The 14,977-nt window shown below is 71.2% G+C and carries 10 protein-coding genes and 2 pseudogenes; 11 read left to right on the top strand and 1 reads right to left on the bottom strand.

Going from position 1 to position 14,977, the window contains the following annotated elements; genetic code table 11:
* Positions 1-8 precede the first annotated feature (8 nt).
* Positions 9-953: a BTAD domain-containing putative transcriptional regulator gene (locus ACFYY6_RS36075; protein WP_389197427.1), complete on the bottom strand. Its 945-nt coding sequence runs from the start codon at positions 951-953 to the stop codon at positions 9-11.
* 585 nt (positions 954-1,538) lie between these two features.
* Between ACFYY6_RS36075 and ACFYY6_RS36070 the strand changes: the two genes are divergently transcribed.
* The 11 genes and pseudogenes from ACFYY6_RS36070 to ACFYY6_RS36020 all read left to right on the top strand — a co-directional run bounded on the left by ACFYY6_RS36070 (position 1,539) and on the right by ACFYY6_RS36020 (position 14,602).
* Positions 1,539-1,730 carry a hypothetical protein gene (locus ACFYY6_RS36070; RefSeq protein WP_389197425.1) on the top strand — a complete coding sequence of 64 codons (192 nt, stop codon included), beginning with the start codon at positions 1,539-1,541 and terminating at the stop codon, positions 1,728-1,730.
* A 95-nt stretch (positions 1,731-1,825) separates the two neighbouring features.
* Positions 1,826-2,009: pseudogene (locus tag ACFYY6_RS36065) on the top strand (hypothetical protein); the annotation flags it as partial.
* A 318-nt stretch (positions 2,010-2,327) separates the two neighbouring features.
* A pseudogene (locus tag ACFYY6_RS36060) lies at positions 2,328-2,771 on the top strand (ATP-binding cassette domain-containing protein).
* A gap of 50 nt (positions 2,772-2,821) precedes the next feature.
* Positions 2,822-5,347, top strand: a complete 2,526-nt coding sequence (locus ACFYY6_RS36055) for an ABC transporter permease (protein WP_389197423.1) — start codon at positions 2,822-2,824, stop codon at positions 5,345-5,347.
* Positions 5,348-6,108: 761 nt separating this feature from the next.
* Positions 6,109-7,290 (top strand): aminotransferase class V-fold PLP-dependent enzyme, encoded by a 1,182-nt coding sequence (locus ACFYY6_RS36050; protein ID WP_386610050.1) that lies wholly within the window; start codon positions 6,109-6,111, stop codon positions 7,288-7,290.
* On the top strand, positions 7,275-8,606 hold the full coding sequence (locus tag ACFYY6_RS36045) for a sugar ABC transporter substrate-binding protein (protein ID WP_351522411.1): 1,332 nt from the start codon (positions 7,275-7,277) through the stop codon (positions 8,604-8,606). Before ACFYY6_RS36050 ends, ACFYY6_RS36045 begins: the two co-directional genes overlap by 16 nt.
* 5 nt (positions 8,607-8,611) lie before the next feature.
* Complete coding sequence (locus ACFYY6_RS36040) at positions 8,612-9,568, top strand: sugar ABC transporter permease (protein ID WP_351635408.1); 957 nt, start codon at positions 8,612-8,614, stop codon at positions 9,566-9,568.
* Positions 9,565-10,380 carry a carbohydrate ABC transporter permease gene (locus ACFYY6_RS36035; RefSeq protein ID WP_388652357.1) on the top strand — a complete coding sequence of 272 codons (816 nt, stop codon included), beginning with the start codon at positions 9,565-9,567 and terminating at the stop codon, positions 10,378-10,380. Before ACFYY6_RS36040 ends, ACFYY6_RS36035 begins: the two co-directional genes overlap by 4 nt.
* Positions 10,381-10,385: 5 nt before the next feature.
* A complete protein-coding gene (locus ACFYY6_RS36030) occupies positions 10,386-12,302 on the top strand; it encodes a glycoside hydrolase family 36 protein (RefSeq protein ID WP_388652359.1) in 1,917 nt (638 codons plus the stop codon).
* Between the two features lie 57 nt (positions 12,303-12,359).
* Positions 12,360-13,388, top strand: a complete 1,029-nt coding sequence (locus ACFYY6_RS36025; protein WP_351522403.1) for a LacI family DNA-binding transcriptional regulator — start codon at positions 12,360-12,362, stop codon at positions 13,386-13,388.
* Positions 13,389-14,038: 650 nt separating this feature from the next.
* The gene (locus ACFYY6_RS36020) at positions 14,039-14,602 is read left to right on the top strand and encodes a putative immunity protein (protein ID WP_389197420.1); all 564 of its coding nucleotides are present in this window, start codon (positions 14,039-14,041) and stop codon (positions 14,600-14,602) included.
* The last annotated feature ends 375 nt before the right edge of the window (positions 14,603-14,977 follow it).

Here is a 14,977-nt window from a genome sequence, read left to right as displayed (position 1 = left end):
GGCCTGCGTCAGCGAGGAAGGAAACGTTCCTGCGTGTCGTTCGACGCCGACCGGCAGTGCTCGTGCCCGGCGTTGAGCGGGGGCCGTACCCGTAACACCGCCTGCTGCGCCGCCTGGAGGGCGGATCCCGGTTCGATGCCACCGGCTGCCACCACCGTCCGTCGGGCCTCGGCGTACACCTCCAGGGCCTCGGTCTGCCGACCGGTGGCGGCCAGCGCCAGCATCAGCTGCTCGTGGAAGGCCTCCCGCAGGGGATAGCGGGCGCACAGCTCCCGGAGTTCGCCGGTGACCTCCCGGGCGCGGCCCTGACAGATGTCCGCGCCGATCCGGTCCTGCACCACCGCCAGCTGCTCCTCGGCGAGTCGGTCGCCGTAGAAGCCGGGCAGGTCCGCCTGCGTCAGATCGCCCAGGGGCGTACCGCGCGAGAGCGTCAGAGCGCGCCGGAAGGCGTGGTCGGCGGCCAGGCAGTCGCCGGCGGCGAGCCGACTGCGGCCCAGGGCCGCCTGCTCGCGGAACTCGTCCAGATCGAGTTCCCCGGGCCCCACGCGCAGCAGATAGCCGGACCCCACCGTCGGCAGCAGCGGGTGGCGGCGGGCGTCACGGCCATCGCGGCTGTGGCCGGGGTCCAGGACCCGACGCAGGCCCGACACGTACATCTGGAGCGCCGCCAGCGCCGAGCGGGGCGGCCGGCCGTTCCACAGGTCCTCGATCAGGGCGTCCGCGGAGGACTGCTGGTTGGCGCGCAGTAATAACAGGGCCAGCAACGCACGGGACTTGAGCGCCGTGGGCGTACATGGCCGACCCTCGAGCCGCAGCTCCAGCGGCCCCAGGACCAGATAGCGCGGCCCGCGCCGCGCTGCCCCGGCGCCCGTCGGCCCCCAGGATTCCGGGGGCGTGCCGGGGTGCCGCCCCGAACCGCCCGCCCCCGTGGTTCTCGCGCGCTGGAACGTCACCGCTGTCGACTCCCCCGTCACCGTCAATTGTGCGCAAGATGTGCGTGAACTGTGCCCAATCTGGGGCGCCTTGCCTTGGACCGGCAAGGTTCGAATCGAGCCATCCTGGGCCGCGGACGTCTCGGACCTCGCGGGACCACGATCGGAGAGGCGGCGGTCACCCACTCGTCGCGGCGGGCATCCGGACGGCGACCGTCTTTATGGAACGCCACCGGCGCTTGCCCAGCCCGGCCGGGCCGTCGCGGAGGAGGACCTGATGGAGTACTTCGAGGCGGGGGAGACGGTCGTACGGTGCGACGTGCACCGCTCCGGGCGGGTGTGGGGCGAGCAGGCTTTACGGTCATCGCCGGCACAGGCGAGGCGCTGGTGACCGCGTGCGCGCCCGGAGCAGACGACTGGCCCGCCCTGTACGCCAAGGCCCGCGCCGACGGGGACCGGTTCGACGCGATGTCGACGGGCCGAGTACGAAGCACGCGAGCGCCAGTAGAAGGAGCAGTTGCGCCGCGCGGCCGAGCAGCAGAAGGCCGAGCGGGAGGCCCGCCGACCCGTGTGCGCCGACTGCGGCATCCGGTTCGCCGACGCGCGGTGGAGGCCATCGAGCCCGCCGGGTGGGACGCCCCACGGGAGACATGTCCGCACCTGTGCGACGACTGCAAGCAGCGCGCTGCCACCCTCGAATACCAGGCCGAGCACACCCAGCACGGGCACCGGGAGCAGGACCAGGCCGTGCCCGAGCAGAAGGCCGGCGGCACCTGGATCTCGCGCTTCCGCGGCTGAGACGACCGGGCCCGGCTGTCAGTCGGTGGAAGAGTCAGGACCACTGGAACCTGCGTACCACTACCAATGTCGGTGGCGGCTGCAAGGCTGAATGAATGGACCGTGACGACGAGCAGCTGCTGCGCCGCCGGGTCTACGGCGCCGACCGCGACCGCCCGGGCCCGCGGCCCAATCGGCGCTACGCCGAACTGGTCGGCGGCCCGTTGGACGACCTGCTGCTCGACATCACGCTGGACACGGGACGAGGTCGACGCCGGCGTCGCGTTCTCTGCTGAGCTGGAAAAGTCGACCTCTGTTCGATGCCCCGCGCGCTCCCGTCCGCACCGTATCCGCAGGCGACTTTCGTCAGGGCGCCTCGTCATCCCCAGGGCGGACCGCGCAGGTGACGGCTACGCCCCAGGGCTGTCCCCAGGACGGTCACACGGGTTGACGTCCGCGCCGGTTTCCGTGGTGACGATGGAAGGGTCGTCATGACACGGCCCATCGAGCCACCTCGTACCCCTCCGGCCTCGTGCCCCTCCGGCAGCCTGCACGTCCCGACAGGAGCCCCTCCCCGTGACCACCATCCACTTCGGCGTCCCCTCTGCCAGCTGTGCTATGGCGGTGGCCGCCCGCGCCACGGAACTCACCAAGGTCTACGGGGAGGGAGGCACTCAGGTCGTCGCGCTCGACGCCGTGTCCGTCGAGTTCCACCAGGCCCGGTTCACCGCGATCACGAGCCCCTCCGGGTCCGGCAAGTCGACGCTGATGCACTGCATGGCCGGGCCGGACACGTCTGAAGGACAAGAAGCTCACCGAGCTGCGCCGCGACCAGATCGGCTTCATCTTCCAGGCGTTCAACCCGCTGCCGACGCTGTCCGCTCTGGAGAAGAGAACATCACCCTGCCCATGGACATCGCGGGCCGTAAGCCGGACCGCGCCCGGCTGGACCGTGCCGTCCTCCTCGCGGTCGGCCGGATCGTCGACGACATGCCCGACCCAACCGCCGGCAAGGTGCTGGAACGGATGAAGGGCTTCGACGCCAACGGACGCACCAGCTGACCCCCTGCAGCCGACCGCACTTCCCCCTCTTCTCCAGGACCGACTCACCCATGTTCCGTACCGCCCTGCGCAATGTGCTCGCGCACAAGGCCAGGCTGCTGATGACCGTCCTCGCCGTGATGCTCGGCGTGGCCTTCGTCTCCGGCACCCTGGTCTTCACCTCGACCATCTCCGAAGCCCTCCGCGACAGCGCCCTCAAGGGCTACGCCGGCGTCGACGTCGCCATTCAGCCGGACAGCTCCCAGACCGGCCCCGGCGCCCGGCCCTCCCTCGACCGGAAGCTGCTCGACAAGGCCGCCGAGGTGCCCGGCGCCGAATCGGCCTCCGGCACGGTCACCGGGTTCACCGCCATCGCCGACAAGAACGGCAAGCTGATCGGCCACGGGTTCTCCACCCGCGGCGGCAACTACTACCCCGGCGCCGACGGCAAGGACCCCCGCTACCCGATGCGCGACGGCAGCGCCCCGCACGGCGCCGGCCAGATCGCCCTGGACTCCCGGACAGCCGACGAGGCCGGCTACGAGGTCGGCGACACCGTCCGCATCTCCGTCGACGGACCGGTCCGCAAGACCACGCTGACCGGCATCTTCACCACCGACGACGGCGCGGTCACGGCCGGCGGCAGCCTCGCGCTGTTCGACAACGCCACCGCTCAGAAGCTGTTCACCGGCCCCGGCCGCTACAGCGAGATCCATGTCAGGGCCGCTCCGGGCACCTCGCAGGCCGCGCTGCTCTCGGAGATCGAGAAGGTCCTGCCCGCCAAGGGTGCCGACGCCGCCACCGGCAAGAAGCTCGCCGAGGACGACGCCGAGCAGACCGAGAAGAGCATGGACAGTGTGAAGACGGGCCTCCTGGGCTTCGCCGGCACCGCGCTGTTCGTCGGAGTCTTCCTCATCGCCAACACCTTCACCATGCTGGTCGCCCAGCGCACCAAGGAGCTGGCGCTGATGCGCGCCGTCGGCGCGAGCCGCCGCCAGGTCACCCGCTCCGTGCTCATCGAGGCCGTGGTCGTCGGCGCGGTCGCCTCTGTCACGGGTCTGGCCATCGGCGTTGGCATCGGCGCCGGGATGCGCGCCCTGATGAGCGGCACCGGCGCGATCGTTCCCGACGGCCCGCTGGTCGTCTCCGTCTCCACCGTCCTCACCGCGCTGCTGGTCGGCGTCGGCGTGACCGTCCTCGCCGCCTGGCTGCCCGGCCGCCGCGCCGCGAAGGTCCCGCCGGTCGCCGCGATGAACAGCGTGCACGCCACCGCCACCACCAAGTCGCTGGTCGTCCGCAACACCGTCGGCGCGCTCTTCGCGGGCGTCGGTGTCGCCGCCGTGCTGGTCGCCACCGGCATGGAGGACGGCAAGGCCGTGATGGGCCTGGGTGCGATGCTGCTGCTGATCGGCGTGTTCGTCCTGACGCCGCTGCTGTCCCGTCCGCTGATCGTCCTCGCCGGGCCCGCGCTCCGCGCGTTCGGCATCGCGGGCACCATCGCCCGGCAGAACGCGGTACGCAACCCCCGCCGTACGGCGGCCACCGCCTCCGCCCTGATGGTCGGTCTGACCCTCATCACCGGTCTGACGGTGATCGGGAACAGCGTCCAGAAGGGCGTCGACAAGATGGCGAGGGATTCCCTCAAGGCCGACTACGTGGTGTCCATGGTCGGCATGACGCCGCTCTCCCCCGAGGTGGAGAAGAAGCTCTCCTCCCTCGACGAGGTCACCGCCTCCAGCGCGCTGCGCAGCTCCGCCGCCCGCATCGGCGGCAAGACCACGTACCTGACCGGCGTCAACGGCGCGGCCTTCGGTGAGCTGACCCGTCTCGACTTCTCCTCCGGCTCCCTGGACGGCCTGGCCGGCGGCAAGGCAATCGTCGACAGCGGCACGGCCAAGGAGAAGGGCTGGAAGGTCGGCTCCCGTCTCCCCGTGATGTTCGAGGACGGCAAGAAGGAGACCCTGACCGTCTCGGGTGTCTACGAGGGCAACGAGATGATCCGGCAGGTCCTCGTCGACAACAGCGTCCTCGGCACTCACCAGAAGCACGTCAGCGACCTTCAGGTGATGGTCAAGACGAAGGGCGGCGTCACCGAGGCCACCAAGGACAAGCTGATCGACGCGCTGGGCAAGAACCCCGCGATCTCCGTCCAGGACCAGGACGACGTCTCCGAGGGCATCTCCCAGTCGGTCAACCTGCTCCTGAACATGCTGTACGCGTTGCTGGCCATGGCCGTGATCGTCGCCGTCCTCGGTGTCGTCAACACGCTGGCGATGTCGGTCTTCGAGCGCTCCCAGGAGATTGGCATGCTGCGCGCCATCGGCCTGGACCGCTCCGGCGTCAAGCGCATGGTGCGCCTGGAGTCGCTGGTGATCTCCCTGTTCGGCGGGGTGCTCGGCATCGGGCTCGGCGTGTTCTTCGGCTGGGCCGCCGGTGAGTTGATCAGCGCCTCGCTCGCAACGTACGAGCTGGTGGTGCCGTGGGGCCCGGTGGGTGTCTTCTTCGCCCTGGCCGCCGTGGTCGGCATGCTGGCCGCGGTCTGGCCGGCCCGCCGTGCGGCGAAGCTGAACATGCTGGCGGCCATCAAGGCCGAGTGACCGCGCCGACCGCACACCGGGAAGGGCTCCGGGACCACGCGTGTGGCGGTGTCCAGGGGCCGTCGCGACACGTGGTCGTACTGATCGGGCCGTGAGCGGTTCATGCAGGCGCTCGGCCGGGGTTTCCCAGCCGAGCGTTTTGCGTGGACGGCGGTGACTCGCCGTGCCGTGCCATCTCGCTGCCCTGGTCCCAGGTCAGCGACCGCTTCAGCTGGCCCGGCGAGGCTGGGACCGGGGGCGGCCTGGTGGTGCCGGGGACAGGCCAACTGATGCCGGGGCCGGTGCACCCACGCGGTGCTGCTCGCACCTCGGCTGTGGCGTCGTGTGCACAGGGTGCGGGCGGCCACGGGCCGGTGCAGGGTGTCGCGCGGCTTCCAGTACGCGGCCGGCCTGGGGCCCAGGCTGTTGTGGTGGGTCGGCCGGGGCAGGTCGCGGGTGTCCCTGCCATCACGCGGGCGGCGCCGTACCGGTTGGTGACCTGCGCGGTGGCCGTGTCCGGGTCGCCCCAGACCTCCGGCCGGGCGAAGCGGAACTCCTTGCCCTGCTTCAGAGGCCCTCCGGCGCTGTGGGGGAGAGATCCACGGGCGGGACGGGCTTGCGCATGCCGCCCGCCCGCGCGAAGCCGGCCGCCGCGCCGGAAAGCAGTTGCGCCGAACCTCTTGCCGGGTCGGCCCGATCTCCCTAATGTGAACCTTCAAATTCCTGGAAGTGTACGCATCAGGCTCTGTTAGGGCAGATTTTTGAACGATCAAATTCATCGGGTGTCCGAAGCCGCCACCCCCGCGGCCTCCGGTCCGGATCCCGCCCGCGGTCCGAGGGCGGGCTACCTCGACCACGCCAGGGTCGGCCCGCTCTCCCGCCCGGCCGCCGCCGCGCTCGCCGCCACGACCGCGCTCGCCGCCCGCCTCGACCCCGCCGACCTCGACCGGCTGTTCGCCCTCAGCGACGCCTCCCGGACCGCGGCGGCCCGGCTGCTGGACGCCCGCCCGCACGAAATCGCCCTCGCTCCGTCCACCAGCAACGGCCTGTTCACCGTGGCCGCCGCACTCCACGGCCCCGGCACCATCCTGGTGCCCCGCGGCGAGTTCCCCGCCAACCTCTACCCCTGGCTCCGCTTCGCCGACCGCGGCGGCCCCGCGGTCCGCCTTGTCGACCCGGCCGGGCAGCGGCACATCACCCCCGACCTCCTGCGCCGCCACCTCACCCCCGACGTCACCGCCCTCACCGTCAGCGCCGTCGACTCGCTCACCGGCCACCTGGCGCCGCTCGCCGCCCTCAAGGAAATCCTCGGCCCCGATCGGCTGCTGATCGTCGATGCCATCCAGGGCCTGGGCGCCGTCGCACTCGAAGCGGACGCCGCCGACATCCTCGTCAGCGGCGGCCAGAAGTGGCTACGTGCCGGCTGGGGAGCCGCACTGCTGCTGATCCGCGACCGGTGCGCCGACCGCCTGGCTCCCGGGCTCGGCGGATGGGCCGGCGTCGCGGAGCCCTTCGCGTCTCGGCACCCGGCGCCGCCACTGCCCGGGGCCGCCGCCCACCTCGCCACCAACCCGGACTTCCCGGCCACCGCGGCCATCGGCGCAGCCATCGACGACCTGTTCGACCAGGGCGGCCCGGCCGCCGTCGGCGCCCGTATCCGCGCCACCCTTGCCGACCTGCTCGACCGCGCACGGCGGGCCGGCGCCGACATCCTGCTGGACGGACTCGGCCCCCACGAGCGCGCCGGCATTGGCACCTTCCGCCTGCCCGGCCACGACCCCGCCACCGTCCATCACACCCTCGAAACGGCCGGCCTGATCACCACCCGCCGCGACGAGTGGATCCGGCTGTCTCCCCACGCCTCCACCCCGGGCGCCGCCGCGGACCTGCTTGCCGAGGCGCTGCACACCCTCACTCACCGCACAACCCACTATCCCCAGGAGCCGACATGTCCCATCAACTGAGCCGCCGCCGACTGCTCCAGCTCGCCACCGCCTCCGCCGCCGGGCTCGGCCTGTCCGCCTGCGGCGGCAGCGGATCGGGCGGCAACGTCGGCGCCGACGGCGACAGCGGCCGGATCACCGTCTGGAGCTGGACCACCGCGGCCGAAGCCCTGCGCGGCATCGTCCCCTCCTTCGAGCGGGACAACCCCGGCATCAAGGTCGAAATCCAGGACGTCGGCAACCCCGCCATCTGGGACAAGATCACCGTCGGCCTCGCCTCCAGCGGCAAGGGACTCGCCGACGTCCTGCACATCGGTGTCGACTACCTGCCCGGCTACCTGGAGAAGTTCCCCGACGGCCTCGCCGACCTGTCCGAGCTCGGCGCCGACCAGCACAAGGACGCCTTCGCCAAGGGCCTGTGGCCGACCGTCATAGGCAAGGACAAGGCCGCCCACGCCCTCCCGTGGGAGGTCAACCCGCTCGGGCTGTTCTACCGGCAGGACTACTTCGAGAAGGCCGGTGTCGACCCCGCCGCCATCAGCAGCTGGGACGACCTGATCGCCACCGGACCGAAGATCCTCGCCGCCACCGGCGCCCGACTGCTCGGGCTCGACAAGCCCGGCACCACCCCGGACATGGACTTCTTCCAGAACCTGATGCAGCTCCAGGGCGCCTTCTACTTCGACCGGGCAGGCCGGATCACGCTCGCCTCCCAGGAAGCCGTCCAGGCCCTCACCATCATCAAGCGGCTCAACGACGGCGGCCTGCTCGCCGACACCGCGGGCCAGGGCACCAGGAAACGCCTGCTCGGCCAGGGGAAGCTCGCCACCTCCCCGGACCCCGCCTGGGCCGTCGAGTACCTGGCCACCAAGTTCCCCGACCAGAAGGGGAAATGGCGCGTCATGCAGCCTCCTGCCGCCGTTCCCGGGGGCGGGCGCAGCGCCATCGTCAACTCCACCTACCTGGCCGTCGCCGCCTCCAGCAAGCGCCGCCGGGCCGCCTGGCGATTCATCGAGTACGCGCTCACCAAGCCCGCCGAGATCAACCGGATGTTCACCTCCGGCGGCGTCTTCCCCGCTCTCGGCGCGGCGTACACCGACCCGAGGTTCAGCGCGCCCCACCCGTTCTACGGCGGCCAGAAGGTGCTGAAGACCTTCGTCGACACGCTCTCCTCCGGCTCCGAAGCCACCAACTTCACCGGCGACTACACCCGTGCTCTCAAACTCGCCAGCGACGCCCAGAGCCAGGTGCTGCTCAAGGGTGCCGACCCGGCCGACGCCCTCAAGGACGCCGCCGAACGGCTCGCCCAGCAGACCGGCCGGCAGCAGGCGGCCTGACCACCATGTCCCTCGCCCCGTCCGAACGTGCTCCCGCCACCGTCACCCCGGCCGGCCGCGGCACCCCCGCGCGCACCGGCCGCGCCCGCCCGCGCCGACGCCGGCTGCTGACCCGCGGCTCCGTCCCGTATCTGCTCATCATGCCCGCCGTCCTGGGGTTCGCGATCTTCAAGGCGTACCCCATCACTTCCTCGCTCTGGATCAGCCTCACCACCGGCAGCGGCGACGACAGGACCTTCGCCGGACTCGCCAACTACCGGCGCCTGCTGGAAGATCCGCTGTTCTGGACCGCGCTGAAGAACACCGCGCTCATCCTGGTCGTCCAGGTGCCGCTGATGCTCGGCCTGGCCCTGCTCGTCGCCCTCGCCCTCAACTCCACCCGGGTCCGGCTGCGCCCGCTCTGGCGACTCGGCGTCTTCGTCCCCTCGCTGACCGGCCTGGTCGCCGCGGGCGTGATGTTCTCCGTGATCCTGAACCGCGACGCCGGGCTGCTGAACTGGGTCCTCTCCCTGTTCGGCGTCGACCGGGTGAACTGGCTCGGCAGCCCCTTCTGGGCCCGCGTGGGCGTCGTCCTCGTCATCACCTGGCACTACACCGGCTACAACGCGGTGATGTACCTCGCCGGCCTGCAGGGCATTCCCAAGGAGTTGTACGAGGCCGCGATGGTCGACGGCGCGGGACCGATCCGCCGATTCTTCTCCATCACCCTTCCCCAGCTGCGGCCGATCCTGCTCCTCACCGTGGTGCTCTCCACCATCGGCACCCTGCAGCTCTTCGACGAGCCGTACGTCCTCACCGGCGGCGGCCCCGACAACGCCACCCTGACGGTCACCATGTACCTCTACAACAACGGCTTCAAATACTTCGACTTCGGCTACGCCTCCGCCATCGCCTACGCGCTCGCGCTGATCGTGTCCGTGCTCGGCATCGTGCAGGTCCGCCTGATGGGAGAGCGTCGGTGAAGCCCCGCGGCCCTCTGCTCACGCTGCTGCTCGCGGGCGCCTTCGCGCTCTGCGTCGGTCCGTTCTACTGGCTCGCCATGGCCGCGACCCAGGAGGACAAGGACGTGTTCTCCTGGCCGCCGAAACTGCTGCCCGGCGGCCACCTCATGGAGAACCTCCGCGGGCTGGAGGAGTCCATCGGACTCACCCGGGTCCTGCTCAACACCCTGCTGGTGGCGGGTGTCCAGACGATCGGTGCGGTCGCCGTCTCGGTGCTGGCCGGATACGCCTTCGCCAAGTTCGAGTTCCGCGGGCGCAATCTCTTCTTCGTTCTGCTGCTCAGCACCCTGGTCATCCCGGACACGGTCATGCTGATCCCGATCTTCCAGATGATGATGGAACTGGGCCTGATCGACTCCTACCAGTCCATCATCCTGCCCGGCCTGGTCACCCCGTTCGGCATCTTCCTGATGCGGCAGGCACTGCGCTCCATGCCCGACGAACTCCTCGACGCGGCCCGCGTCGACGGCGCCGGCGAACTACGGGTGCTGTGGCGGATCGTCATCCCGGTCAACCGGCCGATCATCGCGGCACTCGCGCTGTTCGTCTTCCTCGGCGGCTGGAACCAGTTCGTCTGGCCGCTGATCGCGCTGCGCAGCCCCGACATGTACACACTGCCCGTGGCCATCGCCACCCTGCAGGGGCTGTCGACCACCAACTATGCGCAGGTCCTGCTCGCCGCAGGCATCGCCGCCATCCCCGTGATGGCCCTCTTCCTCGTCCTGCAACGCCAATTCATCTCCGGCCTGCTGGCCGGGGCCACCAAGGAGTGACCACCGTGACCCCCGAACCGCGCCCCGCCGACGAGCTGACCGAGAGCCCGCAGGCCCTCACCGAGCCGGGTACCGCCTCGCAGGACGCCACCCCGCAGCAGCCCGTCCCGGCCTGGCGCCCGAACACGCCGGCCGTGGCCACCTCCGACACCGTCGTCCACCGGCAGCTCGCCACCGGCCTGCTCCACTCCACCGACGCCCCGCTCACCGTCCACCTCACCGGGCTCGGCTGCGACCGGTTGGAGACCACCGTCACCCCGGTCGGCGACAACGTGGTCCTGATCGAGGTCACGGCGTCGGCCGCGGCCACCGTCCGCGCCGAATGGAGGGTCCCCTGCGTCGGGGCCACCGCCTACTGGACCCCGGACACCAATGCCTCCCGCTGGCTGCCGCCGTCCTGGATCGCCCCCCGGACCGTCTCGCTCGCCCTGGGCGCCCCCCTCGCCAGTCTGATCGGCGCCGACGACCGCGCTCTGTGCACCGCAGCCGCCGGCGAGACCTCCGCCCCCGTACGCGTCGGCGCCGGCGTGGTGGAGGAGAGCGGCGAGTTCGCCTTCGCCGTCGAACAGGACCTCACTGCGGACGGGCCGCCACTGCGGCTGCGGATCGACCTCAGCGGCCGCCACTTCGCCGCCACCCTGCAGGCCGTCACCGCCTGGTGGGCCGAGGGCCTGCACCACCCCGGCACCGCCCCCGCCGCCCGGATGCCCGCCTACTCCACCTGGTACAGCCTCCACCAGAACGTCGACACCGCCGCCGTCGAACGCCAGGCCGCCCTCGCCGTGACCGTCGGCTGCGAGAGCATCATCGTCGACGACGGCTGGCAGACCACCGACCGCGCCCGCGGCTACGGCCACTGCGGCGACTGGGAGCCCAACCCGGCAGCCTTCCCCGACCTCGCGGCCCACGTCGCCGAGGTCCACCGGCTCGGCCTCGCCTACCTCCTGTGGTACGCACTGCCGTTCATCGGCCGCCACAACGACGCCTGGGACCGCTTCAAGAACCTGATCCTGCGCGAGGAGCCCCACCTGGAAGCGGCCGTGCTCGACCCCCGCCACCCCGAGGTCCGCGCCTACCTGGTCGAGAAGGTCTCCCGCGCCGTCGAGCAGTGGAACATGGACGGTCTGAAGCTCGACTTCATCGACCGCTTCGCCGTCACCGACCCCCCGCCCGCCCCGGCCGGCGCAGACCACACCGACGTCCACGAGGGCGTACTCCAACTGCTCGCCGATCTCGACGCCCGCCTGCGCCGCACCCGGCCGGACGTGATCGTCGAGCACCGCCAGCCGTACGTCAGCCCCGGGCTGTGGCCGTACGCCACCATGATCCGCGCCACCGACTGCCCGCTCAGCCCCGCCGAGAACCGCCAGCGCACCGTCGACTGCCGGCTCACCGCGGGCCCGCTCGCCGTCCACGCCGACATGATCATGTGGAACGCCGCCGAGATGCCCGAGGCCATCGCCGTCCACCTCGTCAACGCCCTGTTCTCGGTGCCGCAGATCTCCGTCGACCTCGCCGCCCAGAGCCCCGACCAGCTCGCCACCCTGCGCTTCTGGCTCGGCGTCTTCCGCCAGTACGCAGACGTCCTCCAACTCGGCGTCCTGGAACCCTCGCGACCGGACCTCGGCTACCCCCTGGTCCGCGCTCACAACCACCACACCACCGTGGTCGCACGCTACGCGCCGCTGCCGGTCGCCCTCCCCGACCGGCACGCCGCGGACGGCCCGCAGACCCTGCTCGTCGCCAACGCGGACGGCGACCCTGCGGTGCTCCTGACCGCCACCCGACCGGAACAGGCCCTCGCACGCGTCCAGGACTGCCGTGGTGAGATCCTGTCCGAGACCGTGCTCGACCTCGTCGCCGGGGTGAACTCGGTGACCGTGCCGACCGGTGGCCTGCTCACCCTGATCCGCGAGTACTGACAACCGCGGGCTGGGGGAGCCACCCGCCGCCCCCAGCCCGCCAACCACAGAGGAACGATGACCGCTCGACAGGTGACCATCGAGGACGTCGCACACGCGGCCGGAGTCTCCCGCCAGACCGTCTCGAACGCCCTCAACGCACCTCACCGGCTGCGCGCCACCACCCTCGCCCGGGTCACCGCCGCCATCGACGAACTCGGTTACCAGCCCGACCAGTCCGCCCGCAGCCTTCGCACCGGCACCCGCAAGGTCATCGGCTATCCCGCCCCCGCCGACAACCCCGCCGACCCCAACCCTCTGATGGGCGGCTTCCTCCAGGCGCTGGTGACCGCCGCCGACGCGGTCGGCCACCGCATCCTGGTGTTCCGCTCCGACCCCCAGCAGGGCGCCGGAGCGGTCGCCAGGTCCTTCAACGGGCTGATCGCGGCCCGCCAGGTCGACGGGTTCGTCCTCTCCGACGTCGTCCACGACGACCCCCGCGTCGACGCGCTCACCGAGGCCGGATTCCCGTTCGCCGCCTTCGGCCGCACCGCCCCCGGCCGCCCGCAGAACTGGGTGGACATCGACTCCACCGCCGCCACCGCCGCCCTGGTCGGACTCCTGCTCGACCAGGGCCACCGCCGGATCTGCTACGTCAACTCCGCCGCGTCCCTGCCCTGGCTCGCCGACCGCAGAGCCGGCTTCCTGCAGGCCGCGGCCGCCGCCCCCGACGGCGCCTTCGAGGTCGGCGTCCCCGACGACAACCCGGCCGCGCTGTCCCACGCCGTCCAGCGCCTGCTCACCGGCCCCGACCGCCCGACCGCCCTGGTGTGCGCGAGCGACTGGCTCGCCCTGACCGCCTACCAGGCCATCCGCGCCGCAAACCTCACTGTCGGCGACGACATCGCCGTCACCGGTTTCAACGACATCCCGCTCTGCACGCTGCTCCAGCCCGCCCTCACCAGCGCTCGCCTGCCCCTGGCCGCCATCGCCCACGTCCTCGTCGACCGCCTGATCACCGCCGTCGAGGACCCCGCCGCCGCCCCGGCGAGCGGGCTGCTGCTCCCTGCGGAGCCGGTCGTGCGCGACAGCACACCGGGACGGTAGCGGCGGCCGATGGCCGTCACACGGGCTCGGCGGCCGTGCCCCCAATGTGCCGTGGCTGAGTGATCTCGGGTGAGAGTGGGGCTGTGAGCTGCGGGTTGCTCGGTTTGGCTGGGTAGCGGGTGAGGCTTTCTCAGTGGTGATCACTTCCAGATTCCATTGAGGACGAGACAGCACGGGCGATGTCACCGATCCGGCTGGGGCTGAGCGTCACGGACCGGAGGGCGCGCCATCGCTGTTCGAACTCGGCGGCGGTGCGCTCACCCAGCGCCCGAACGTGCCGCAGCAGGGTGTTGAACGTGCGGGTGTCGACGTGAAGTGCCTGTTCGGAAGCACGGCCCCGGCGGTGGCTCGGTCCGGTCCGCCCAGGGCTCGCCTCGCGCGCCTCCCGGATCAGGAGCGGTACGGCATCCCGTGCGCGCACCGACAATGAGCCTCCGCCAACTTGAATTCGCAGGTCACAGGGCTGGTGTGAGCGGCTCTCGGAGTGCTCACGCTGGTCGTGGGCGGCAGTCCGGCGAGTAGATCGTCCGACGGAGCGGTCGCCTGGCCGTTTCCTGCTCGCTGTGGCTGGGCGACCTTCTACGACCCCGTCTGCCTGGGACCCAGTCGACATGGGCTGCCCGGAGCCGCCCCAACCCTCCAGCGCAGTCATGGAAGATGAAACGATGACAGGGGAAGTGGGCGAGATCGTTCTGAGCAAGCAAGACCTTCGTGAGGTCGCCGCGTTCGCCGCAACGTGTGCAGAGGTGGTGCTCAAGATATTCGAGGCCGACCAGCCGGGCGACTCGCGGCCTCGAGACGCTGTCAGTGCCGCGTGGGAGTTTGCTCGGGGCGGTGAACGAGGGAAATCTCTGCGCGAGACGGCGTCGGCGGCGCTCAAGGCGGCCAAGAGCGCGGACACTGCGGCTGCGCGCGAGGCAGCGTGGGCAGCAATGTCCGCGGCAGGCGCCGCCTACCTGCATCCATTGGCCAAGGCCACCCAGGTCAAGCACATTCTCGGAGCCGGCGCCTATGCGGCCAGAGCGGCTGAGCTGGTCGCCGACGACAATCGGAGCGCTGGCGCCAGGCACCTTGAGCAGACGGTGCATCGTGCGACGCCAACCGTCGTTGACGTGCTCAAACGCTTCCCTGCGGCGCCGAGTGGCGGGGGACGGGTTGGTGAGTTGATCCGCATGCTGGACGCTGACCTTCGTTCACTCACCTTCGCTGAGTGACTTTTGGCGTTCAGACGGCGCAGGCCCGCATGCGTCAGCGGTTGACTTCGAGATCGTCAGTACAAGCAGGGCGCGCAGTCGGTGGGTGGCGCGGGCGCGGTCCAGACGCGGACGCGCCTCGCTCACCACGTTCCGGCTTCCTGCCGCGTGTCGGAGATCCCGCCCGCCGCCCCGAGCCCACAGCCCGGGGCGGCGTCGTGCTCACGACGGGGTCAGCACGGCCCTGGGCGGGAAGGCCGTTGGCCGCACGAGCGGCGTCTCCACCGATCTAGTGCCGCGGCAGGCAACGTTCGCCCCGTCGCGACGCCCGGCACGCCCTCTCGCCGCACCGGCCGAAATCCCAAGTACATCCAGTACGAGGGCTTCCGGCCGGCA

This window comes from Streptomyces sp. NPDC001750, assembly GCF_042892615.1.
GTDB lineage: Bacteria > Actinomycetota > Actinomycetes > Streptomycetales > Streptomycetaceae > Streptomyces.
The sequence above is the reverse complement of the archived record's forward strand: the minus strand, read 5'-3'. Positions and strand labels throughout refer to the sequence as shown.

Coding starts and splice junctions, on each gene's coding strand:
- ACFYY6_RS36055 (WP_389197423.1), top strand. CDS start 2,822: ATGTTCCGTACCGCCCTGCGCAATGTGCTCGCGCACAAGGCCAGGCTG.
- ACFYY6_RS36045 (WP_351522411.1), top strand. CDS start 7,275: ATGTCCCATCAACTGAGCCGCCGCCGACTGCTCCAGCTCGCCACCGCC.
- ACFYY6_RS36040 (WP_351635408.1), top strand. CDS start 8,612: ATGTCCCTCGCCCCGTCCGAACGTGCTCCCGCCACCGTCACCCCGGCC.
- ACFYY6_RS36025 (WP_351522403.1), top strand. CDS start 12,360: ATGACCGCTCGACAGGTGACCATCGAGGACGTCGCACACGCGGCCGGA.
- ACFYY6_RS36020 (WP_389197420.1), top strand. CDS start 14,039: ATGGAAGATGAAACGATGACAGGGGAAGTGGGCGAGATCGTTCTGAGC.